At 73.7% G+C, this 22,608-nt stretch carries 20 protein-coding genes, 1 tRNA gene, 1 pseudogene and 2 riboswitches; of the genes and pseudogenes, 18 read left to right on the top strand and 4 right to left on the bottom strand.

Features of this window, described 5'->3' with window-relative positions:
- The first annotated feature begins 83 nt into the window (after nt 1–83).
- The 3 genes from AB0J74_RS16550 (at nt 84) to AB0J74_RS16540 (ending at nt 1,935) form a co-directional block, all read left to right on the top strand.
- Nucleotides 84–617 carry a TIGR02611 family protein gene (locus AB0J74_RS16550; protein WP_363448929.1) on the top strand — a complete coding sequence of 178 codons (534 nt, stop codon included), beginning with the start codon at nt 84–86 and terminating at the stop codon, nt 615–617.
- A 59-nt stretch (nt 618–676) separates the two neighbouring features.
- A tRNA-Val gene (locus tag AB0J74_RS16545) sits at nt 677–748 on the top strand.
- Nucleotides 749–1,038: 290 nt separating this feature from the next.
- Complete coding sequence (locus tag AB0J74_RS16540; RefSeq protein ID WP_363448606.1) at nt 1,039–1,935, top strand: DUF1963 domain-containing protein; 897 nt, start codon at nt 1,039–1,041, stop codon at nt 1,933–1,935.
- A 35-nt stretch (nt 1,936–1,970) separates the two neighbouring features.
- On the opposite strand, the gene AB0J74_RS16535 is transcribed toward AB0J74_RS16540, so the two are convergent.
- Nucleotides 1,971–2,762: a (2Fe-2S)-binding protein gene (locus tag AB0J74_RS16535; protein ID WP_363448605.1), complete on the bottom strand. Its 792-nt coding sequence runs from the start codon at nt 2,760–2,762 to the stop codon at nt 1,971–1,973.
- Nucleotides 2,763–2,802: 40 nt separating this feature from the next.
- Here AB0J74_RS16535 and cobF point away from each other — a divergent pair, with 40 nt between their 5' ends.
- From cobF to AB0J74_RS16475, 12 genes and pseudogenes are all read left to right on the top strand, one after another.
- Nucleotides 2,803–3,549, top strand: a complete 747-nt coding sequence (cobF, locus tag AB0J74_RS16530; protein WP_363448604.1) for a precorrin-6A synthase (deacetylating) — start codon at nt 2,803–2,805, stop codon at nt 3,547–3,549.
- Entirely contained in the window at nt 3,546–4,298 is a 753-nt protein-coding gene (locus AB0J74_RS16525; protein WP_363448603.1) for a cobalt-precorrin-6A reductase, read from the top strand. The genes cobF and AB0J74_RS16525 overlap by 4 nt, the downstream gene beginning before the upstream one ends.
- Nucleotides 4,295–7,978, top strand: a complete 3,684-nt coding sequence (gene cobN, locus AB0J74_RS16520) for a cobaltochelatase subunit CobN (protein WP_363448602.1) — start codon at nt 4,295–4,297, stop codon at nt 7,976–7,978. The genes AB0J74_RS16525 and cobN overlap by 4 nt, the downstream gene beginning before the upstream one ends.
- Before the next feature lie 80 nt (nt 7,979–8,058).
- A riboswitch (cobalamin riboswitch) is annotated at nt 8,059–8,231 on the top strand.
- A 57-nt stretch (nt 8,232–8,288) separates the two neighbouring features.
- Nucleotides 8,289–10,388, top strand: coding sequence for a VWA domain-containing protein (locus AB0J74_RS16515; protein WP_363448927.1), 2,100 nt, complete (start codon nt 8,289–8,291; stop codon nt 10,386–10,388).
- Nucleotides 10,389–10,392: 4 nt separating this feature from the next.
- Nucleotides 10,393–11,007, top strand: coding sequence for a cob(I)yrinic acid a,c-diamide adenosyltransferase (cobO, locus tag AB0J74_RS16510; protein ID WP_363448601.1), 615 nt, complete (start codon nt 10,393–10,395; stop codon nt 11,005–11,007).
- A complete protein-coding gene (locus tag AB0J74_RS16505) occupies nt 11,001–12,335 on the top strand; it encodes a cobyrinate a,c-diamide synthase (RefSeq protein WP_363448600.1) in 1,335 nt (444 codons plus the stop codon). Before cobO ends, AB0J74_RS16505 begins: the two co-directional genes overlap by 7 nt.
- Entirely contained in the window at nt 12,326–13,039 is a 714-nt protein-coding gene (gene cobI / locus AB0J74_RS16500) for a precorrin-2 C(20)-methyltransferase (protein WP_363448599.1), read from the top strand. The genes AB0J74_RS16505 and cobI overlap by 10 nt, the downstream gene beginning before the upstream one ends.
- A complete protein-coding gene (gene cobM / locus AB0J74_RS16495) occupies nt 13,036–13,836 on the top strand; it encodes a precorrin-4 C(11)-methyltransferase (protein ID WP_363448598.1) in 801 nt (266 codons plus the stop codon). The genes cobI and cobM overlap by 4 nt, the downstream gene beginning before the upstream one ends.
- Nucleotides 13,829–14,983 carry a precorrin-6y C5,15-methyltransferase (decarboxylating) subunit CbiE gene (gene cbiE / locus AB0J74_RS16490; protein ID WP_363448597.1) on the top strand — a complete coding sequence of 385 codons (1,155 nt, stop codon included), beginning with the start codon at nt 13,829–13,831 and terminating at the stop codon, nt 14,981–14,983. Before cobM ends, cbiE begins: the two co-directional genes overlap by 8 nt.
- Nucleotides 14,980–16,704 (top strand): precorrin-3B C(17)-methyltransferase, encoded by a 1,725-nt coding sequence (gene cobJ / locus AB0J74_RS16485; protein WP_363448596.1) that lies wholly within the window; start codon nt 14,980–14,982, stop codon nt 16,702–16,704. Before cbiE ends, cobJ begins: the two co-directional genes overlap by 4 nt.
- Nucleotides 16,701–17,339, top strand: coding sequence for a precorrin-8X methylmutase (locus AB0J74_RS16480; RefSeq protein ID WP_363448925.1), 639 nt, complete (start codon nt 16,701–16,703; stop codon nt 17,337–17,339). The genes cobJ and AB0J74_RS16480 overlap by 4 nt, the downstream gene beginning before the upstream one ends.
- Nucleotides 17,336–18,109: pseudogene (locus AB0J74_RS16475) on the top strand (sirohydrochlorin chelatase); the annotation flags it as partial. The gene AB0J74_RS16480 and the pseudogene AB0J74_RS16475, both read left to right, overlap by 4 nt.
- 91 nt (nt 18,110–18,200) lie before the next feature.
- On the opposite strand, the gene AB0J74_RS16470 reads toward AB0J74_RS16475, so the two are convergent.
- Together AB0J74_RS16470 and AB0J74_RS16465 are read right to left on the bottom strand one after the other, a co-directional pair.
- Entirely contained in the window at nt 18,201–18,920 is a 720-nt protein-coding gene (locus AB0J74_RS16470) for a CbtA family protein (protein WP_363448595.1), read from the bottom strand.
- A complete protein-coding gene (locus AB0J74_RS16465; RefSeq protein WP_363448594.1) occupies nt 18,920–19,141 on the bottom strand; it encodes a CbtB domain-containing protein in 222 nt (73 codons plus the stop codon). Before AB0J74_RS16465 ends, AB0J74_RS16470 begins: the two co-directional genes overlap by 1 nt.
- Nucleotides 19,142–19,197: 56 nt before the next feature.
- Nucleotides 19,198–19,261, bottom strand: a riboswitch (cobalamin riboswitch).
- A gap of 184 nt (nt 19,262–19,445) precedes the next feature.
- On the opposite strand from AB0J74_RS16465, the gene AB0J74_RS16460 reads away from it, so the two are divergent.
- The 3 genes from AB0J74_RS16460 to AB0J74_RS16450 all read left to right on the top strand — a co-directional run bounded on the left by AB0J74_RS16460 (nt 19,446) and on the right by AB0J74_RS16450 (nt 22,263).
- On the top strand, nt 19,446–20,441 hold the full coding sequence (locus AB0J74_RS16460; protein WP_363448593.1) for an aldo/keto reductase: 996 nt from the start codon (nt 19,446–19,448) through the stop codon (nt 20,439–20,441).
- An 8-nt stretch (nt 20,442–20,449) separates the two neighbouring features.
- Nucleotides 20,450–21,304: a helix-turn-helix transcriptional regulator gene (locus AB0J74_RS16455; RefSeq protein ID WP_363448592.1), complete on the top strand. Its 855-nt coding sequence runs from the start codon at nt 20,450–20,452 to the stop codon at nt 21,302–21,304.
- Between the two features lie 233 nt (nt 21,305–21,537).
- The gene (locus AB0J74_RS16450) at nt 21,538–22,263 is read left to right on the top strand and encodes a hypothetical protein (protein ID WP_363448591.1); all 726 of its coding nucleotides are present in this window, start codon (nt 21,538–21,540) and stop codon (nt 22,261–22,263) included.
- On the opposite strand, the gene AB0J74_RS16445 is transcribed toward AB0J74_RS16450, so the two are convergent.
- Nucleotides 22,260–22,607, bottom strand: coding sequence for a TraR/DksA C4-type zinc finger protein (locus AB0J74_RS16445; RefSeq protein WP_363448590.1), 348 nt, complete (start codon nt 22,605–22,607; stop codon nt 22,260–22,262). The two genes, AB0J74_RS16450 and AB0J74_RS16445, sit on opposite strands and share 4 nt — an antisense overlap.
- Nucleotide 22,608 lies beyond the last annotated feature (1 nt).

Raw genomic sequence — 22,608 nt, 5'->3', positions numbered from 1 at the left:
CTTAGTTCGGTAACGTCGAGCAGTCCCGTTGAGTGACGGGCCGAGGCGGAGCCGGAGTGGATTGGGCGATGAAACCATCCTCAATGGAGCAAATGGACAGCGGCCCGGAGCAGGCGGCGACAACCGAAGGGGATGGCGAGCTGGGATACGGGGTGACGCCCGATCGGAGTAGTCCGGCGCCGGAATCGGAACCCGAGGCCCAGAACGGCGTTTCGCTGCCGAGACAGGCACAACGCGGTCGCGTAGGCGAGACTCTTGACTTAATCCGGGCGAATCCGACCGGACGGATGATCCTGCGTATCTCGGTCGCGATTGCCGGCCTGGCGGTGGTCGCCCTGGGTATTCTGCTCATACCGCTACCCGGCCCGGGCTGGTTCATCGTGATCGGTGGCCTGGCCATTTGGGCGGTGGAGTTCACCTGGGCCAGAAAGCTCCTCGACTTCACCCGCCGCAACGTCCGAGCCTGGACACACTGGATCGGCCGCCAACCCTGGCCGTTACGCTCCGTGATCGGCGTGGTGGGTCTCGTCTTCGTCGCCTTCGTCGTATGGGCGTCGGTCAAGGTCAGCCTCGACATCGACCTGATCACCGAAACCCGAGACTTCTTCGGCTGGTGAGGTCGGGCGGGGCGGATGTGCACGGCGATGCCGACATCAGGTATTGTCGTGCGCGCTGAGGGCGATTAGCTCAGCGGGAGAGCGCTTCGTTCACACCGAAGAGGTCACTGGTTCGATCCCAGTATCGCCCACGCGTAGTCCAGCAGGTCAGAGGCCAGATCCCCGTCGTGGGGTCGGCCTCTTTCCCATCTCTGGCCCGTCTCGGTGCGTCTCAGCGGTCGAGATCCAATGTCGAAGGTCCGCCGCGCCTCCAGTGCTGCCTGGCACAGCCCCGTGAGACCAGCTCCGGATGATTCAGCGTCGCTGAGGCGGTGTCTGTACTCAAGCCGGCACGGCGGGCCACATCGACGAGCTTCGGCCACGGGTCGTCGGCGAAAACCTGTGGTGGAGCAGGCACGCCCATCTGCCATGATCGTTCGCTATGGAACTATCCGGGGCGTTTCGCCGGGAGGCGATTGAGCGGGGCATTCCGGCGGATCAGGTTGACAGGTTCGCCGAGCAGCTGCGATTCGCGATCTGGGTAGGTGGCGGTGACCAGGGCGGGGATGTTGTCGGGCAGAGCGGCGGGCTGCCGCAGCTACCTGCCGGCACGGAGTGGCCGTCCGAGCGCGGGATGCCGTTGCCGTTCGTCGCGTCCCTCGACTGCGCGGCCCTGCCGAAGGTCGAGAAGCTTCCGCTGCCGGTGGACGGCTCGCTGCTCTTCTTCCTGGATCCTGAGATGGCCTTTGACGCGTGTAGTCGCGGTTACGACGCGTACGCGCGGGTCCTGTACGTCCCCGCAGGCACCGAGACAGCGGTCCGGCAGCTGCCGTCCGACGCTGAGAGCCCGGGCCCGAACCCGGAGTACAGGCTCTATGCCGAGGTCGTGCCGGAGCTGCCACCTGGGCTCGAGCCCGACGGCGAGGATCTGGACGACCGCCTCATGGTCGCGTCGGACACCGTGAAGCAGCTGGTCAGTGAGCTGACGCACACCGATGGACTCGTCGCGCTGGTCCAGGATCTCTGGAAGACGGAGATGGGCCTGGCATCCCTACGCATCGGTGGATACACGAAGCGAATCGGAGGCTCGTACTCTCCGGAGGAGCAGATGGCGCGGGCGAGCCTCCGGGCCCGGCTGGAGACCGAACCTGACCTTCCGCGGTCCGAGAGGATCCGCTGGCGCCGCGAAGAGGAATCCCGACTGATCCAGGAATGGGTGCCGCTCGCCCAGTTCCCCACCGAATCCGCTGTTCACTTCGGACGCTTCTTGATCAGATTCGACGACCTGGCCGCCGGCCGCTTCGACAAGATGCGCTCGTTCCCCGCGTTCACCGAATAGGCCGAGAGGCGCGGGTCGAGCCCCGGGTGGGGGCGTTAGCCGGCCAGTAGGGCGTTCCAGTGGCGGCGGCGGGTGGGTGCGGGGGTTAGGACGCAGTCTGCGCAGGTGGCGGCGCCGGGTAGGCGGTAGTACAGGCAGCAGTTGTCGCGGACCAGGAAACGGCGGGCGCGGGTCGGGTCGGGGCGGACGACCTTGCCTGTGCCGGTCAGGGGCGGCAGGGTCAGCGCCTGCTCCAGGATTTGGCCCGCGCGGTCGGCGTGGCGGGGCATCGTGTCGGCGAGGACGCCGACCGCGCCGGCCAGGGACGACGCCACGTTTCCCCACAGGACCTGCGGCGAGAGGGTGAACGTCGAGCGGAACAGGTCGAGCAACGGTGTGACCGTCTCCGTCAGCGGGCCGTCGACCAGCGCGCTGGCCACCTCGGCCGGGTCGAGGTCGGCCGCCGGCAGCGCGGGCACCACCCCGTAGGCGATCGGCATCGGGCCGGCCGGCACCGGGCTCCACCACAGGTTGGCCCGGGTCGCCAGGGGTAGCGCGCCCCCGGCGACGGCCGCGCCCAGCGGGGGCGAGAGCAGCCGGGCGGCCACGCCCATGAAGAAGACCGACGCCACGACGCGGGTCGGCACGTCCTCCTCGGCCAGCCCGAAGGCACCGACCAGCGTGGATCGCGCCGCGGCGACCCGGGCGGTGGCGACGGAGGGGGTGAGCAGGTCGGTGTAGGGGTGCCAGCCCGAACCTGCCGACCACGCCTCCCACGCGAAGTAGGGACCGACCGCCGCGGCGGCTGCTAACGCCGGACCGGCGGCGGCGGTTCGGTGGAGCGGCACGCGTGTGAGAGTAGACCTATCGATGGGAGACACTGACTCCATGCGGCACCTGCTCGTCATCGGGATCGGGGCCGGCGACCCTGACCAGCTCACCATCGAGGCGGTCAAGGCGCTGGCCCGGCTCGACGTCGCCATCCTGGTCGACAAGGGCGACGAGAAACGGGAACTCACCGACCTGCGCCGGGACCTGCTGAAACAGCACGCGCCGACGGCCCGCGTCGTCACCGTCGACGACCCGGAACGCGACCGCGCGGCCCGCGCCTACCCGGCGGCGGTCGACGAGTGGCGCCGGCAGCGGGCGGCGGCCTTCGGCGAGGTGATCCGCGAGCACCTGGCCGAGGGCCAGACCGGCGGCTTCCTGGTCTGGGGTGATCCGGCTCTGTTCGACAGCACGCTCGGCATCCTCGACGACATCGTCGGCGTCGAGTTCAGCTACGCGGTCGTCCCGGGGATCAGCAGCGTCAGCGCGCTCGCCGCCCGGCACCGGATCGGGCTCAACCGGGTCGGTCGGGCCGTGCAGATCACCACCGGCCGCCGGTTGGCCGCGCACGGCATCCCGGACGGCGTCGACGACCTGGTCGTCATGCTCGACGCCCGCAACGCCTACCGCGAGGTCGGGGGCGACGTCGACATCTACTGGGGCGCCTACCTGGGCACCCCCGACGAGATCCTACTGGCGGGCAAACTCGACGAGACCAAGGACGAGATCGACGGCGTACGCGCCGCAGCGCGCGCCCGCAAGGGTTGGATCATGGACACCTACCTGCTCCGCCGCCGCGACCGGTGACGACGACGGTCCTGATCCTCGGCGGCACCACCGAGGCCCGCCACCTCGCCGCCCTGCTCGTGACCGACCCCGACCTCCGTGTGGTCACCTCCTTCGCCGGCCGCACCAGCCGACCGCGACCGCCGGCCGGCGAGACCCGCACCGGCGGCTTCGGCGGCGCCGACGGGCTGCAAGCGTGGCTCGAACGGCACGCGCCGGCCATCCTGGTCGACGCGACACACCCCTTCGCCGAAACCGTCAGCGCGCACGCCGCCGCCACCCGTGGCGTACCCCGGTTGCGCCTGGTCCGTCCGGGATGGACACCGCAGCCCGGCGACCGGTGGCACCGGGTGCCGGACCTGGCGACGGCCGCCGCCGCGCTGCCCGCACACGGCGCACGCGCCTTCGTCACCACCGGCCGCCAGCGGCTTGCGACATTCCTCACCGACCCCGCCTGCGCGGCGCTGCCGCTGCTGTTGGTCCGCTGCGTCGACGCACCCGGCGCCGACCTACCGGCCAACGTGGAACTGCTGCTGGAGCGTGGCCCGTTCACCCTCGACCACGAGCGTGAGCTGCTGCGCCGGCACGCGATCGACGTCGTCGTGGCCAAGGACAGCGGCGGCGACGCCACCCGCGCCAAGCTCGACGCCGCCCGCGACCGCGGCGTCCCGGTCATCCTGGTCGACCGCCCGCGACCGGCCGCGCTGCCCACCGTCGACACACCCGAGGCGGCCGCGGCGCGGGTGCGCGAACTACTGTCCGGGGCGTGACCCCGACGTTCCTGCTGCTCTCGACCGCCGACACCGACCTGCTGGCCGCCAGCGCCACCAGCGCCACCCGCGCCGCGAGCGGCACCAGCGCCGCGAGCGCCGCCAGCACCACCGGCACGGACGTGACCTGGCGGGTTGCCAACCCGGCCCGGCTGACCCCCGACGACCTCCCCGGCCTGCTCGACGGCGTGGCCGGCGTGGTGCTGCGCCTGCTCGGCGGCCGGCGCGCCTGGCCCGAGGGCCTCGACGCGATCCTGGCCGCCGGCCTGCCGGTGGTCGCGGTCGGCGGGGAGGCCGTGCCCGACGCCGAGCTGACCGCGCTGTCCACCGTGCCGGCCGGGGTGGTCGCCGACGCGCAGCGCTACCTGGTCGCCGGCGGGCCGGAAAACCTGCGCGAGCTGCACCGCTTCCTCGCCGACACGCTGCTGATGGCCGGCGAGGGGTTCGCGGCGCCGGTCGAGTTCCCCGCCTTCGGCCTGCATGGCCCCAGAACCGAGAAGACCGGCCCGACGATCGGCATCGTCTTCTACCGCGCCCACGCGCTCGCCGGCAACACCGCGTTCGTCGACACCCTCGCGGAGGCCGTCACGCACGCCGGTGGCACGCCGCTGCCGGTCTACGCCGCCTCGCTGCGCTCCGCCGAGACCGGCCTCTACGAACTGCTCCAGGGCTGCGACGCGCTGATCGTCACGGTGCTCGCGGCCGGCGGCACGACCGCGGCCGACGCTTCCGCCGGCGGCGCCGACGACGCCTGGTCGGTCGAGGCGCTGGCCGGGCTCGACGTGCCCGTGCTGCAGGGTTTGTGCCTAACCACCTCGCGGGCGGCGTGGCTGGAGTCGAGCGCAGCCCTGACCCCGATGGACGCCGCGATGCAGGTGGCCATCCCCGAGTTCGACGGCCGCCTGGTCACGGTGCCGTTCTCGTTCAAGGAGCCGGGCCCCGACGGCGTCCCGGTCTACCGCGCCGACGCCGAGCGGGCCGCGCGGGTGGCCGGCATCGCCGTCGCGCACGCCCGCCTCCGCGCGATTCCCAACGCCGACAAGCGGATCGCGGTGGTCCTGTCCTCCTACCCGACCAAGCACTCCCGGGTCGGCAACGCGGTCGGCCTCGACACCCCGGCGTCGGCCGTGGCCCTGCTGGCCGCGCTCAAGGACGCCGGCTACGACGTGGGCGACGTGCCCACCGACGGCGACACCCTGATCCACACGCTGATCGCGGCCGGCGGCCACGACGTCGAGTGGCTCACCGAGGAGCAGCTCGCCAACGCCCCGATCCGGGTGCCCGGTGCGACGTATCAGCGCTGGTTCGAGCAGACCGCGCCCGCGCTCAAGGCCGACATGACCCGGCACTGGGGAGCCGCGCCGGGCGAGCTCTACGTCGACAACGGTGACATCGTGCTCGCCGGCCTGCGCTACGGCAACGTCACGCTGATGATCCAGCCGCCGCGCGGGTTCGGCGAGAACCCGATCGCCATCTACCACGACCCCGACCTGCCGCCGTCGCACCACTACCTGGCCGCCTACCGCTGGCTGGCGTCCAACGTGGACGCCGTCATCCACCTCGGCAAGCACGGCACGCTGGAGTGGCTGCCCGGCAAGGGGCTCGGGCTGTCGCGGGAGTGCGCGCCGGACGCCGTGCTCGGCGACCTGCCGCTGATCTACCCGTTCGTGGTCAACGACCCGGGCGAGGGCACCCAGGCCAAGCGGCGCGGCCACGCCACGATCGTCGACCACCTGGTGCCGCCGATGGCCCGCGCCGACACCTACGGCGACATGGCCCGGCTCGAACAACTTCTCGACGAGTACGCCACCGTCGCCGCCCTCGACCCCGACAAGGTGCCGACCCTGCGGGCCCAGATCTGGACGCTGATCCGGGCCGCCGAGTTGCACCACGACCTGCACGTGCAGGACCAGCCCGGTGAGGACGAGTTCGACGACTTCGTGCTGCACGTCGACGGCTACCTGTGCGAGATCAAGGACTCGCTGATCCGCGACGGCCTGCACATCCTGGGCGCGGCACCGGCGGGCGAGGCCCGGATCAACATGGTGCTGGCGATCCTGCGCGCCCGCCAGGTCTGGGGCGGCCGCCGCGGCGCCGTCCCGGGCCTGCGTGAGGCCCTGGCGGCGCACTTCGGCCTCGACGAGACCGACCTGGTCGGCGGCAACGCGACGCGGAGCGCGGCCGCCCTGCTCGAGCGGGCCGGCACCACCTCGGCCGATCTGGTCGACGCGCTCGAAGAGGTCGCCCGCCGGCTCGTGGTCGCGATGGAGGCGGCCGGCTGGGATCCGGAAACCGCCGAGGCCACGGCCGCCGAAGCCCTCGGCAGCGCCCCGGCCGGCGTGGTCGACGTGTTGCGGTTCGCCGCGACCGAGGTGGTGCCCCGGCTGGAGGCGACCACCGACGAGATCGCCGCGGTGCGGCACGCCCTCGACGGCGGCTACGTGCCGGCCGGACCGTCCGGTTCGCCCACCCGGGGCCTCGTCAACGTGTTGCCGACCGGACGCAACTTCTACTCGGTCGACCCGAAGGCCATCCCGTCGCGCAACGCCTGGGACGTCGGCCGGGCGCTGGCCGACTCGCTGCTGGCGCGGCACCGCGACGACACCGGCACCTGGCCGGCCCTGGTCGGGCTGACCGTGTGGGGCACCAGCGCGATGCGTACCCAGGGCGACGACATCGCCGAGGTGCTCGCGCTGATCGGCTGCCGACCGGTCTGGGACGACGCGTCCCGCCGCGTCACCGGCTTCGAGGTGGTCCCGCTCGACGAGGTGGGCCGGCCACGGATCGACGTCACGGTGCGCATCTCCGGTTTCTTCCGCGACGCCTTCCCGCACGTGATCGCGCTGCTCGACGACGCGGTCGCGGCGGTCGCCGCCCTCGACGAGCGACCCGAGGACAACTTCGTGCGCGCGCACGCCCTGGCCGACGAGACCGAACACGGCGACTGGCGGCGGGCCACCACCAGGATCTTCGGCTCCAGGCCGGGCGCGTACGGTGCCGGGCTGTTGCCCTTGATCGACGCCCGCAACTGGCGCGACGACCGCGACCTGGCCGAGGTCTACGCGGTCTGGGGTGGCTACGCCTACGGGCGGGGGCTCGACGGCCGGGCGGCGCGCGGCGACCTGGAGACGGTCTACCGGCGGATGGCCGTGGCGGCCAAGAACGTCGACACCCGCGAGCACGACATCGCCGACTCCGACGACTACTTCCAGTACCACGGCGGCATGGTGGCGATGGTGCGCTCGCTGCGTGGCACCGACCCGGCCGCCTACATCGGCGACTCGCACCGTCCCGACGACGTGCGCACCCGGTCGCTGGCAGAGGAGACCAAGCGGGTGTTCCGGGCCCGGGTGGTCAACCCACGATGGATCGAGGCGATGCGCCGCCACGGCTACAAGGGCGCGTTCGAACTCGCGGCGACGGTCGACTACCTCTTCGGGTACGACGCCACGGCCGGCGTCGTCGACGACTGGATGTACGAGAAGCTGGCCGCCGCCTACGTGCTGGACCCGTCGGTGCGCGAGTTCCTCGACAAGTCCAACCCGTGGGCCCTGCGCGGGATCACCGAGCGGTTGCTGGAGGCCGCCGACCGCGGCCTGTGGACGGCACCGTCACCCGAAACCATCGATGCGTTGCGTGCGGAATATCTCCGGACGGAAGGTGACCTCGAAGGGCCTTAGGTGTTGATCTCGCCGTCCGAAGGACCAGGCGTCGGAGGGGGCGTGATCCGCCTCCCTTTGACGCGGCCCCGTGCCGTGGGTCAGCATGTCTAGCGAGCGGTGCGGAGGAACCCGGTGCGATTCCGGGGCGGTCCCGCCACTGTCACCGGGGAGCGATCCCTCACCTGATGGTCACGGCCCGAAAGGGTTGGAAGGCCGAGGGGGAGCGTCGATCCGGGAGCCAGGACACTCGGCCGCTCGCCGTTAACCATCGCGGGCGTGGACACCCGCGGAAGGGATCGTGCGCCATGTTGTCGTGCCGGCACGCGGGATGACCGCGTACCCGTTCTCCGCCGTCGTCGGCCTGGCCGACCTGCGCCTGGCTCTGCTGCTCAATGCCGTCTCGCCGGTGATCGGCGGCGTGCTCGTGCGCGGCGAGAAGGGCACCGCGAAATCGACGATGGTACGCGCCCTCGCGGCGCTGCTGCCCGACATCGCGGTGGTCGCCGGCTGCCGCTTCGCCTGCGACCCGGCCGTGCCCGATCCGGCCTGCCCGGACGGCCCGCACGCTTCGGTGACACCGCTGGTGCGGCGGTCGCGGCTGGTCGAGTTGCCGGTCGGTGCCACCGAGGACCGGGTCGTCGGCACCCTCGACGTGCAGCGGATCCTGACCGAGGGCACCAAGGCCTACGAGCCCGGCCTGCTCGCCGCCGCGCACCGCGGCGCGCTCTACGTCGACGAGGTCAACCTGCTTCCCGACCACCTGGTCGACCTGCTGCTCGACTCGGCCGCGATGGGGCGCGCGTTCGTCGAGCGCGACGGCGTCTCGCTGCGGCACGCCGCCCGGTTCCTGCTGGTCGGCACGATGAACCCGGAGGAGGGCGAACCGCGGCCACAGTTGGTCGACCGGTTCGGGCTCGTCGTGGAGGTCGGCGCGCCGGCCGAGGCCGGTGACCGGGCCGAGGTGGTCCGCCGCCGGCTGGCCTACGAGGCCGACCCCGAGGGCTTCGCGGCCCGCTTCGCCGGCGCCGACGCGCAGACGGCCGAGCGGATCGTCGCCGCCCGGGCCCGGCTGCCGAAGGTCACGCTGCCCGACCCGGCACTGGACCGGATCGCGCGGATCTGCCTCGCGTACGGGGTCGACGGGCTGCGCGCCGACATCGTCATCGCCCGCACCGCGGTCGCGCTGGCCGCGTGGCGGGACCGGCCGGCGGTGACCGACCAGGAGGTCGACGACGCCGCCCGACTCGCCCTGCCGCACCGGCGCCGGCGCGACCCGTTCGACCCGCCGGGCGCCGACCGGCAGGCCCTCGACGACGCGCTGGCCCAGGCCGGTCCGGCCGCCGAACCGGACGGACCCGATGCCGACGGCAGCGGCCCGAGCGGCGGGCCGGACGACCGGCGACCCGACGACGGCAGACCGGGCGACGGCAGACCGGGCGACGGCAGACCGGGCGACAGCGGCCGTGGGCCGGACGACGGCCGACCGGGCGACAGCGGCCGCGGGCCGGACGATCCGCGGCCGGATGACGGCGGACCGGGCGGCGGCGAGCGTGGGCCGGACGATCCGCGGCCGCACGGCGGCGGACCGGGTGCCGGCGGCGCCGCCGCGCCCGATGCCGAGGATCGGCCGGGTGGCGCACCCGCCACTGCCCCGCCGGCCACACCCGCCACGGTCGGTGCCGCCTACCGGACCCGCACGCTCACCGCGCGTTCCCGCGGCCGGCACGGCCACGCTGGACGGCGCTCCCCTGCCTACGCGGCACGCGGCCGGGTCGCCGGTTCGCGGGCGCCGCGCGGCCGGATCGGTGCGGTGCACCTGCCCGACACGGTGCTCGCCGCCGCCCGCGACCACCGCGGCGGCCCGATCGCGATCCGCCAGCAGCACCTGCGCGAAGCCGTCCACATCGGACGCGAGGCCAACCTGGTGCTGTTCGTGGTCGACGCCTCGGGTTCGATGGCCGCCCGGCAGCGGATGGCGACCGTCAAGCAGGCCGTGCTGTCGTTGCTCCGCGACGCCTACCAGCGCCGCGACACGGTCGGCATGATCACGTTCCGGGACTCCGACGCGACGACGGTGCTGCGGCCCACCGCCAGCCACGAGGTCGGCGTGCGCCGGCTCGCGGACCTGCGCACCGGCGGGCGTACCCCGCTGGCCGCCGGGCTGACCGCCGCGGCCCGCACGCTGGCCGGCGAGCGCCGCCGCGACCCGCTGCGCCGCCCGCTGCTGGTCGTCGTGACCGACGGCCGGTTCACCCGCGGGCCCGACCCGCGCACGGTCGCGCCGGCGCTGGCCGGCGTGCCCAGCGTGGTGGTCGACTGCGAGAGCGGCCCGGTCCGGCTCGGCATGGCCCGCGCGCTGGCCACCGCGCTGGACGCCGAATACCTGCCGCTGTCGGCGCTGTCCGCCAGCGCGCTGAAGGCGGTGTGACGCGATGCCTCAGGGCAAGGTCGAACAGGTTCCCGACGACGGGCTGACCACCCGCGAGCGCCGGCGGCAACCGTTGCTGGCGGTGCACACCGGCATCGGCAAGGGCAAGTCGACGGCCGCGTTCGGGATGGCGCTGCGCGCCTGGAACGCCGGCTGGCCGATCGTCGTCTTCCAGTTCGTGAAGAGTCCCAAGTGGCGGGTCGGCGAGGAGACCGCGCTCAAGGCACTCGGCGCGCACCACGCGGCCACCGGCCAGGGCGCGCCGGTCACCTGGCACAAGATGGGCGAGGGCTGGTCGTGGCTGGCCCGGCCGGGCGACGAGCGCGACCACGCCGCCGAGGCCGCGGAGGGCTGGGCGCAGGTCAAGCGGGATCTGCGCGAGGAGCGTTACCGGTTCTACGTGCTCGACGAGTTCACGTACCCGATGAAATGGGGTTGGGTCGACGTCGACGAGGTGGTGGCGACGCTGCGGGCCCGCCCCGGCAACCAGCACGTGCTGGTCACCGGCCGCGACGCCGCGCCCGCGCTGGTCGGGGCGGCCGACCTGGTCACCGAGATGACCAAGGTCAAGCACCCGATGGACGCCGGCCGCAAGGGTCAGCAGGGCATCGAGTGGTAGCCACCCCACGGATCGTGGTGGCCGCGCCGGCTTCCGGGCACGGGAAGACGACCGTGGCCGGCGGGTTGCTCGCGGCGTTCGCCGCGCGCGGCGAGACGGTGGCCGGTTTCAAGGTCGGTCCGGACTACATCGACCCGGGCTATCACGCGCTGGCCAGCGGCCGGCCGGGCCGCAATCTCGACCCGGTCATGGTCGGCGCGGAACGGATCGCGCCGCTGTTCGCGCACGGCGCGGCCGGTGCCGACCTCGCCGTGGTCGAGGGCGTGATGGGGCTCTTCGACGGCCGGGCGCACGCCGGCGAGCACGGCTCGACCGCGCAGGTGGCCAAGCTGCTGTCGGCGCCGGTCCTGCTGGTGGTCGACGGTTCCGCCGTCGGCCGGTCGGTCGCCGCGCTGGTGCACGGCTTCCGCGGCTTCGACCCGACGCTGCGGATCGCCGGCGTGGTGCTCAACAAGGTCGGCTCCGACCGGCACGAGGCGATCCTGCGCGAGGCCCTCGAGGAGACCGGCACGCCGGTCCTCGGCGTGCTGCGGCGCAGCGACGCGGTGGCCGCGCCGACGCGACACCTCGGCCTGGTGCCGGTGGTGGAACGCCGCGCCGAGGCGGCCGCCGCGATGGTCGCGCTGGCCTCGCTCGTCGCGTCCAGTGTGGACCTCGACGCCGTGGCCGCCGCCGCCGCAACCGCGCCCCCGTTGCCGGTGGAGCCGTGGTCACCGCCGGTTGCCGCCGTGGCCGGGAGGCCTGTGGTCGCGGTCGCCGGTGGGCCCGCGTTCAGCTTCGGCTACGCGGAGACCACCGAGCTGCTGGCCGCCGCCGGCGCGGACGTCGTCACCGTCGACCCGTTGCACGACGAGGCCCTGCCGCCCGACACCGCCGCCCTGGTGGTCGGCGGTGGCTTCCCCGAGGTTTACGCCGCCGAGCTGTCGGCCAACGTACCGTTGCGGTCGGCCGTGGCGGCACTGGCCGCGAGCGGCGCCCCGATCGCCGCCGAGTGCGCGGGGCTGCTCTGGCTTTCCCGGACCTTGGACGGGGCGCCGATGTGCGGCGTGCTGCCGGCCGACGCGGCGATGACCGGCCGGCTCACCCTCCGTTACCGCGACGCGGTGGCCATCTCACCCAGTTGGTTCGCTCCGGTCGGCACCCGGGTGACCGGGCACGAGTTCCACCGGACGGCGACCACACCCGGTTCTGGCGCGATGCCGGCCTGGGCCTGGCGCGAGCAGCCGGCCGAAGGCTTCGTGGCGGGCAACGTGCACGCCTCCTATCTGCACCTGCACTGGGCGGGCACGCCCGAGATCGCGGAACGGCTGGTGGCGGCATGCGCCTGATCGGAGTCGGCGTCGGGCCCGGTGACCCGGAGCTGATGACCCTCAAGGGGGTACGCGCCCTGGCCACCGCCGGGCGGGTGTTCGTGCCCGTGCTGGACCCAGCCGATGTCGGGCGCGCCGAGGCGACCGTGCGCGCACACGCCGCGCACGAGCGGATCGAACGGCTGGTGTTCGCGCTCAACGAGCGGGAGGACGCCGGGCGGCGCGAGCGCTACTGGGACGCGGCCGGGCGCCGGGTCGCCGAGTGGCTGCGGGAGACCGGCGGCACGGCCGCGTTCGCGACGATCGGCGATCCCAACGTGTACGCCACCTTCGGCTACCTGGCTTCGACCGTGCGCGGCCTCGTGCCGTCGGTCGAGGTTTCCACCGTCCCCGGGATCACCGCGATGCAGGCGCTGGCCGCCACGGCCGGGCGGCCGCTGGTCGAAGGCGGCGAGGAACTCGTGCTGCTGCCGATGGCCCGCGGCGACCTGGCTCCGTTGCACGAGGCGCTGGCGCGGGACGCCACGGTCGTGGTCTACAAGGGCGGCCGGCACATGGCCGCGATCGCCGACGCCGCGGCCTGGCGGGGCGCGCTGGTCGGAACCCACCTCGGGCTGCCCGACGAGAAGGTGCAGCCGCTCGACTCGGTCGACGGCGCGCTGCCATACCTGGCGACGGTGCTGATCCCGGCCGTCCGCCATCGACGCGGAGGAAAGCTGTGACCGGTCGGGTGACCTTCGTCGGCGCCGGTCCGGGCGCCGCCGACCTGATGACCCTGCGGGCCGCCCGCCGGCTGGCCGAGGCCGACGTGGTGGTCTGGGCGTCGAGTCTGGTCGCCGCCGAGGTGCTGGACCACGTGCGGCCCGGCGCCGAGGTGGTCGACTCGGCGGCGGTGCCGCTGGAGGCGGTGGTCGCCATCTACCATCGTGCCGCGGCCGAGGGCCTGCACGTGGTGCGCCTGCACTCGGGCGACCCGAGCCTGTGGGGCGCGGTGGCCGAACAACTCGACGCGTGCGCGGGGCTCGACCTGACCACGGAGATCGTGCCCGGCGTCTCGGCGTTCGCCGCGGTCGCCGCGGCGGCGGGCCGCGAGCTGACCGTGCCCGAGGTGGCCCAGTCGGTGATCCTGACGCGGCTCGAGGGCGGCAAGACCCCGATGCCCGACGGCGAGCGGATCGCCGACTTCGCCCGGCACGGCACGACGATGGCGGTGTTCCTGTCGGCGGCGCGCGCCAAGCAACTGGCCGAGCAACTCCTCGACGGCGGCTATCCGCCGGAGACGCCGGTCGTCGTCGGTTCGCGGGTGAGCTGGCCCGACGAGCTGCTGGCCTGGTGCACCATCGGCACGCTGGCCAAGACGGTGCGGGCGCACAAGCTCTGGAAGCACACGCTGTTCCTGGTCGGGCCGGCGCTCGCCGCCCACGGCACCCGCAGCCACCTCTACCACCCCGGCCACTTCCACGGCCACCGGCGGGCCGATCCGGCCGCGCGCGACCAGCTCAAGGCCCGCCGTGGCTGACGTGACGGTGTTCGGCTTTGACGGCGGCCCGCTGCCCGTGGCGGTCGCGGACGCGACGCTGCTCGTCGGCGGCGCACGACACCTGGCGGCCGTCGACTCCTCCGCCGAGCGCGTGGTGCTGGGCGATGTCGGCGCGGCCCTCACCCGATTGGCTGACCACAGTGGACCAGTCGCGGTGCTGGCCAGCGGTGATCCCGGCTTCTTCGGCATCGTCCGGTCCCTGCGCCGGGCCGGTGTCGACCCGGTCGTCCGGCCCGCGGTGTCGTCGGTGGCGCAGGCCTTCGCCCGCCTCGGGCTGCCCTGGGACGACGCGGTCGTGGTGTCGGCGCACGGGCGCGACGGCGGCCTGCGGCGGGCGGCCAACGTTTGCCGCGCCTACCCGAAGGTGGCCGTCCTGACCGGTCCCGGCGCGGAGCCGCCGGTGCTGGCGGCGGCCCTGGACGGCTGGCCGCGGCGGCTGATCGTGGCCTCCTGCCTCGGCGCCCCCGACGAGCGACTGACCGCCCCCGACGGCGACTGGGCCGAGCCCAACGTGGTGATCTCACTGGCCGGCGAGGTCGAGGGCGGCCCGGCCGGCTGGTTGGCCGGCGGCACGCGGACGCCGGACGGCTGGGCCCTGCCCGAGGACGCGTTCGACCATCGCGCCTCGATGATCACGAAAGCCGAGGTACGCGCGGTCGCGCTGCCCCACCTCCGCCCCGCACCGGGCACGCTGGTCTGGGACATCGGCGCCGGATCGGGCTCGGTCGCGGTCGAGTGCGCCCGGTTCGGCGCGGCGGTCGTCGCCGTCGACCGCGACCCGGCCGCGGCCGACCTGGCCCGCGCCAACGCCGCCCGACACGGCGTCCACGTGCGGGTGCTGACCGGCGCGGCGCCGGCGGCACTCGCCGACCTGCCCGAGCCCGACTCCGTGTTCGTCGGGGGCGGCGGCGCCGACGTGCTCGCGGCGGTGCTCGCGCGCCGCCCGGCGACCGTGGTGGCCGCGTTCGCCGCGCTGGAACCGGTCGGCCCGGCCGCCGACGCGCTCACCGCCGCGGGTTACGCCGCCGGCGGCGTCCAGGTGCAGGCCAACCGCCTGGCGCAGATCGCCGGCCGGCATCGCCTGGCCGCGACCAACCCGGTCACGCTGGTCTGGGGCAGCCGATGATCGGCGTGGTGGCGCCGACGGTCGCCGGTCGCCGGCTGGCCGCGCGGCTCGCCCAGGCCTGGCCCGACGAGGTCCGCACCCACGACGGTGCGGTCCGCGCGCAGTTGGCGGCGGCCTGGGCCGACGGCGGCGTCGTGGTCTGCTTCCTGGCCACCGGCGCCACGGTCCGGCTGATCGCGCCGCTGCTGACCGACAAGCACACCGACCCGGGCGTCGTCTGCGTCGACGAGGCCGGCCGCTTCGCGGTAGCCCTGACCGGCGGCCACGACGGCGGCGCCAACGAGGCGGCACACCGGATCGGAGCCCTGATCGGCGCCGAGCCGGTCATCACCACCGCCACCGACAGCGTCGGCTTCCCGCCGCTGGACGGCTTCGGCGCCGACCTCGGCTTCCGCCTCGCAGACCCCAACCCGGTCGCCCGGGTGACCCGGGCCCTGCTGGACGGCGCGGGCGCGACCGTGGTCGCCGACGCGACCTGGCCGCTGCCACCACTGCCGGCGGGAGACGATGCCGCGCTGCCGGCGGCCGGCGACCGCGCGTCGGTCCGGCTGACCGTCTCCGACCTGCGCGAGGTCACCGGTGATCTGGTTTACCGGCCGCCCTCGTTGGTGGTCGGGGTCGGCGCGAGTCGGGGCGTGACCGCCGAGGCGGTTGCCGCCGTGGTGGATGCCGCCCTGGCGGCCGGCGGGCTCGACCCGAGCGCGGTGCGGGCACTGGCCACAGTGGACGCCAAAGCCGACGAGGCCGGCATCCTCGAGTTCGCGGCCGAGCGGGGCTGGGCGGTGCTCACCTTCCCGGCGGCGGAACTCGCGGTCGAGGACGTGCCGACGCCGTCGGAGGTGGTGCGGGCCGCCGTCGGCACGCCGAGCGTGGCCGAGGCCGCCGCGGTACGGGCCGCCCGCGACGCCGGCCGGGGCGCCGCGCTGGTGGTGCCCAAGCAGGTCACGCCGACCGCGACCGCCGCTGTCGCACGGCTCGTGCCGCGCGGAAGGTTGACCATCGTCGGGATCGGGCCGGGCGCCGAGGACCTGCGGACGCCGCGGGCCACCGCCGCCCTGCGGCGGGCGTCGGTCGTGGTCGGCCTCGACCAGTACGTCGACCAGGTGCGCCACCTGCTCTCCCCCGGGGCCCGGATCGTCGCGTCGGTGCTGGGCGAGGAGTCCAAGCGGGCCCGCGAGGCCGTCGAACTGGCCACCGCCGGGCACGCGGTCGCGCTGATCGGTTCCGGGGACGCCGGGCTGTACGCGATGGCGTCGCCGGCGCTCGAACTGGCCGGCGCCGACGTCGACGTCGAGGCCGTGCCGGGAGTGACGGCGGCCCTCGCGGCGAGTGCGCTGCTGGGCGCGCCGCTCGGCCACGACCACGCCTATGTCTCGCTGTCGGACCTGCACACACCCTGGCCGGTGATCGTCGACCGGCTCCGCGCGGTGGCCGCCGCAGACCTGGTCGCCTGCCTCTACAACCCGCGCAGCCGGACCCGGGTCGCCCAGTTCGCCGACGCCCTCGCGATCCTCCGCGAGCACCGGCTGCCGCAAACGCCGGTAGGGGTCGTCCGCGACGCGTCCCGCCCTGGCCAGCGCGTGTGCCTGACCACCCTCGCCGCGCTGACCGCCGACCCATCCATCGTGGACATGCGGTCGGTGGTGCTGGTGGGTTCCAGCCGGACCCGGCTGGTGGCCGGGCGGATGGTCACACCACGGGAGTACGCGTGGCTGTCGTGAAGCGCGCCGTGCACCCGATCGAGGCCGAGTCCTACCGGATCCTGCGCGCCGAGGCCGACACCACCGGGCTGCCGCGGCACACCCGCGACGTGGTTGAGCGCATCATCCACACCACGGCGGACCCCGGCTGGCGAGACGACCTGGTCACCGACGAGGGAGCGTTGGTGGCCGGTGCGGCCGCGCTGGCCGGCGGTGCGGCGCTGGTCACCGACGTCACGATGGTCGCGGCGGGTGTCACCGCGTACCCGGCCACCTGCCTGGTCGCGGCCCCCGAAGCGGCCGATCTGGCCCGCACGGCCGGGCCGACCGATCCTGCCGACCCGACCCGGGAGACCGGCCTGACCCGCTCGGCCGCCGGCATCAGGCTCGCGGCGGGCAGGCACCCGGACGGCGCCGTCTGGGTGATCGGCAACGCGCCGACCGCGCTGGCCGAACTGATCCGGCTGGCCGAGGCCGGCACGGTGCGACCGGCCCTGGTGATCGGCCTGCCGGTCGGTTATGTCGGCGCCGCCGAATCGAAGGCGGCGCTGCGCCGCACCGCCCTTCCGCAACTGTCCAACCGCTCGGCCCGCGGCGGCGCCGCGGTCGCCGCCGCCGCCGTGAACGCTCTGCTCTACGGAGACCCGCTCGCATGACTCCCTTGCTCATCGCCGGCCACGGCACCTCCGACCCGCAGGGCGCCGACGAGTTCCGCCGCTTCGCGGCCCGGGTCGGGCGGACCCTCGACGTGCCGGTCGCAGGTGGCTTCATCGAACTCTCGCCGCCGCCGGTCAAGGACGCGGTCGCCGAGTTGGTCCGATCCGGCGCGCGACGGCTGGCCTGCGTACCCCTGATGCTGGTTGCCGCCGGCCATGCCAAGGGCGACATCCCCGCGTCGCTGGCCGCCGAACGGGCACGGCATCCCGGGCTGTCCTTCGCCTACGGCCGGCCGCTCGGTCCGCACCCGGGCGTCCTGGGTCTGCTGCGGGAACGACTGACCGGCACCGGCGTGGACCCGGACACCACCGTCCTGCTGGTGGGCCGCGGCTCCACCGACCCGGACGCCAACGCCGAGGTCGCCAAGGTCGCGCGACTGCTGGCCGAGACGACGCCGGTGGCCGGTGTCGAGTACGCGTTCGTCTCGCTCGCCCAACCCGGCGTGATGACGGGCCTGGACCGCTGCCGGGCCCTCGGGGCGCACCGGATCGTGGTGCTGCCCTACTTCCTCTTCACCGGTGTCCTCCCCCGCCGGGTCGAAGCGCAGGCACGCCAGTGGGCGCAGGACCACCGAGCCGACGTGCGCGCGGCCGAGGTGATCGGCGACTGCGACGGGCTGGCCGAGATCGTGGCCGAGCGCTACGCGGAGGCGCTGGCCGGCGACATCCGGGCCAACTGCGACACCTGCAAATACCGGGTGGCGCTGCCGTTCCACGAGCGCGCGGTCGGCGCGGCCCAACTGCCACACTCCCACCCGGCCGACCACCACCATCATTGACGGTGGCGGCCGGCGGGCGGGATCAGGCGCTGAAGACCCCCGCGCGGCGGATGTCGCGCTCCACGACGGCGCCGAGGCCGAGCCCCAGCGCGGCCCAGACGACCACCTGCGTGCCGAGTGAGGCGAGGCGGAAGTTCCACAGCACGAGCGGCGAGAAACCTTCCGGGATCTCCTCGATCGGCGGCAGCAGGATGTGCGCGACGACGATCACCGCCACGAACGCCCCGGCCGCGACGAGCGTGGCGTTCCAGGCGCCGAAGCGCGCGACCTGCGATCGTCCGATGTAGACAGCCAACGCCAGCGTCGCGAGTGCGATCACCACCATCAGGAAATACAAGGAGGTACGCCGGCCGATGGTGTCTTCCGAACCGGTCGCCGGCGGGTTGGCCGGGTATTTCAGGAACGGCACCAGCGCGACGGTGACGAAGCCGGCCAGCCCGACCAGGGCCGCGGTCGCCCGCGCGCCGAGCCGGCCGATCCGCCCGTATGCGGCCGCGAACACCATCGAGAAGATGCCGCCGAACGCGACGCCGTAGACCAGCGTCGCGGTCAGCAGCCCGAAGGTGCTCTGCACGGTGCGGCTGACGAGAGCCGGCTCGCCGGCCTCGGCATGCGCCGCCTCGAAAGCGATCGCCGCGTCGATCGGGCCTTCGCCGACCAGGTAGGCGAACCCGAACGCGAGCACGCCGGCCGCCAGCCCGACCAGCATGCCGCGGATCAGCAGAGAACGCGGTGACAGCATCAGTGGCAGGGGAAACCGAGCAGGTGGCGGCCGTCGTGCACGAACTCGTGCACGCCGCTGCCACCGACCAGGTGGAAGACCCCCTGCTCGCTGCCGACGAAGTAGAGCAGGCCGAGCGCCAGCACGGCACCGAACAGTAGCCAGGGCTGGAGCTGGCGCCATGGGAGGGCCACCGGCACGACGGCCGGGGTGGGTGTGGCGGAAGACGAAAGACTGGACACGAAACGAACCTCCTCGGGATCACGCGTCCCACAACGGGTTTCGGTGACGGCGGAGGGTCTGACTCCCACGCGCGAACGTGGTCACAGTGGCGCGACCGTGCCGGACTTCCACCGGCTTCCTACCATCGTCACTTCGTCCCGGACGCTACGGTCGCCCGCGCCGGGGTGTCAACCGCGGCGACGCCATGAGACGTCCTCGACACATTCCGGCAAGCGTCGCCCTGGCGGGTCGGGGATAACCGGGGCGCCGCAGACCGCGCCGGCGCGACGCAGGGTGGAGATCGCACAGACGAGAGGAACCACGATGACGTTGCGACAACACCCGATCGGAAGCCAGGGCCTGGTGGCCGGCGTCGAGGGGCTCGGCACTTTCGGCATGACCGCGGCCTACGGCACCCGCGACGACGCCGAAGCGGTGGCCACTGTGCACCGGGCGCTCGACCTGGGCGTGACCATGTTCGACACCGCCGACATGTACGGCGCCGGAGCGGCCGAGGAGCTGCTCGGGCGGGCGCTCGGGCAACGGCGCGGCGAAGCGGTCATCGCCACCAAGGTGGGCGGCGTGACGCTGGACGAGACCGGATCGATCGTCGGTCCCGCCAACGGTCGTCCCGATTACCTGCGCACCGCGGTCGACCGCTCGCTGCGCCGGCTCGGCGTCGACCACATCGACCTGCTCTACCTGCACCGGGTGGACCCGGCCGTCCCGGTGCGGGAGAGCTTCGGCGCGCTCGGGGAGCTGGTCGCGGCGGGCAAGGTCGGCTATCTGGGTATCAGCGAGGCCGCACCCACGAGCATCGCGAACGCGCACGCGACGGCGCCGCTGTCGGCGGTGCAGACCGAGTATTCGTTGTTCACCCGAGACGTCGAGAGCAACGGCGTGCTCGACACCGTGCGGGAGCTGGGCATCGGGTTCGTCGCCTACTCGCCGCTCGGCCGGGGCTTCCTGACCGGCGGTGTGCGCGACCTCGCCGACCTGCCCGACGGCGACTTCCGCAGGACCTGGCCCCGGCTCGCCGGCGACAATCTCGACCGCAACCTGGTCATCGTTGACCGCATCAGCGACATCGCGAAGCGGGAGAACCTCAGCCCGGCGCGCCTCGCACTAGCCTGGGTACTGGGACAGGGCGTCACCGCGATACCGGGCACCAAGCGCCGCGGCTACCTCGCGGAGAACGTGGCCGCCGCGCAGGTCGAGCTGAGCCCGGCGATCCGCGCGGAGCTCGACGCCGCGGCGCCCGTCGGTGCCGCGGTCGGCGCCCGCTACACCCCTGTGGCGATGGCCGCGATCGAGGAGTGAGACAGCTTGTGGCACGCGGCGAGCTAGGCGACTTTCTGCGCAGCCGCCGGGAGGCGCTCCGGCCGCCGGACGTGGGTATCCCTTCCGGCGGCCGGCGGCGCACTCCCGGTCTGCGCCGGGAAGAGGTCGCGCTGCTGGCCAACCTTTCCGTCGACTACTACGAGCGGCTCGAACAGTCCCGCGCCGACAAGCCTTCGCAGTCTCTGCTCGGCGCCCTGGCCCGCGCGCTGCGGCTGTCCGTCGACGAGCGGGACTACCTCTACCGGCTGGCGGGCTACTCGCCGCCGGCGGCCGGCGCGGTCGGCGGCTACGTCGACCCGGCCCTGATGTTCCTGTTGGACGCGCTCACCGACGTGCCGGCGCACGTCATCGACGACCTGACCACGATGCTCGCGCAGAACGCGCTGAGCCGCGCGCTGCTCGGGGCGTGGACCGACGGCGACGAGCGGTCCGGCAACGTGATCTGGCGCTGGTTCACCGACCCGGAGTCGCGCGCCCTCAACGCGCCCGAGGAGCACGAGTCGCTCGGTCGCGGTTATGCGGCCGACCTGCGCGCCACCGCGGCCCGGCGCGGCCCGGACCCAGACGTCGAGCGGCTGGTCGCGGACCTGCGGTCGGCGAGCCCGGAGTTCGCCGCCTACTGGAGCGACATGCAGGTGACACCCCTGCACAGCACCCGGAAGGTGATCGTCCACCCGCGCGCCGGAAACCTCGACGTGCAATGTGACTTCGTACGCAGCGAGAGCACCGGGCAGCGACTGGTGATCTTCCGGCCGCAGCCCGGCTCGCACACCGCGGACAGCTTCGAGTTCCTCCGTGCCCTGGGCGACCAATCGTTCGGCCGGCGCTATGCGGTCGACTGAGCGAGGCGGCGCGCCGAAGTCCACCGTGACCTTCGACGCGATGTCGACAGATTGGCGACCGGCCTCGCCGAGCGAATCGTCCGCTAGCGCGGAGAATTCACTCCGCTCATCGTGGACATTCGGGGCGAACGACACTGGTCAAGGGTTGAACCTGTCGACTTCCCCCTCGAACAAAGCAGGTCCGGCCTGGTAGCGTCCGGCCGACCGGGCCGCTCGAGGACGGAGGTCGACCGGTGACTGACAACCGGGTAAAGGGCCGTGTGAAGGGGTTGTTCGGTAGTGTCGCTCCCGACAACGGGCAGCCGCTGGTTGAGCCCAGCGATACCTTCACCGATCCCAACTCGCACCAGGCGCTCGCGGTGCTGACGCTGGCCCAGCGCACGGCCGACGAGCACGTCGCGGCCGCCCAGCGGCAGGCCGAGCGGATCGTGGCCGAGGCGCGTCAGGCCGCCGACCAGGTCGCCCGCGAAGCGCAGGGCTACTCCGACGAGATGCGCCGCCAGGCCGACAAGGTGCTGGCCGACGCGCGCGCCTCGGCCGAGCAGTCCGCCCGCGACGCGGCCGCGCACTCCGACGACATCCGCCGCGAGGCCGAGCGCGTCCTCAACGACGCCCAGGCCAACGCCGAGCAACTCGCCACCGAGTCCAACGACACGGCCGAGCGCCTGGTCGCCGACGCGCAGGCCAACGCCGAGCAGATCACCCAGGACGCCCAGGACGCGGCCGACGCGCTCGAGCAGGACGCGCAGCGCCGCTACGAAGAGGCGGTCGGTGGGCTGCAGGCCCAGCGCGAGGCGTTGCAGCAGGAGATCGAGGGTCTGCAGCAGTTCGACCGCGACTACCGCGCGCAACTCGTCGCGTTCATGCAGGGCCAACTCCGCGCGCTGGGCGTCGAGTCACAGAACGCGGGCACCGAGACCCAGGCGCTCAGCCACCTCGCGGCGGCCCGCGAAGGCTAGCGCCTGGCCGCCGCGCAGGTGATGCAGGTGCGGGTCGCCGGCAGCGCGGCCAGCCGTTCGGGGTCGATCGGCCGGCCACAGCGCTCACACCGGCCATAGCTGTCGTCGGCCACCCGCTCCAGCGCGCGGTCGATCGCCACGAGCCGGTCGCGGGCCCGCTGCAGCAGGGCGCCGGCCTGCGCCCGCTCGTAGGCGATCGTCTGGCCCTCGGGATCGTGCTCGTCGTCGGTGGCCGTGCCGGTCTGCGCGGTCACGATGCCCTCGACCACCTGGCCGAGGGTCTCGATCTGCGCGACCGTCTCGCGGCGCTCCGCGCGCAGCCGCTCCACCGTGCTGTCGGCCATC

The sequence above is a fragment of the Asanoa sp. NPDC049573 genome (genome assembly GCF_040676615.1).
Taxonomy (GTDB): Bacteria; Actinomycetota; Actinomycetes; order Mycobacteriales; family Micromonosporaceae; genus Asanoa.
This window is presented reverse-complemented; position numbering and strand designations above follow the sequence as displayed.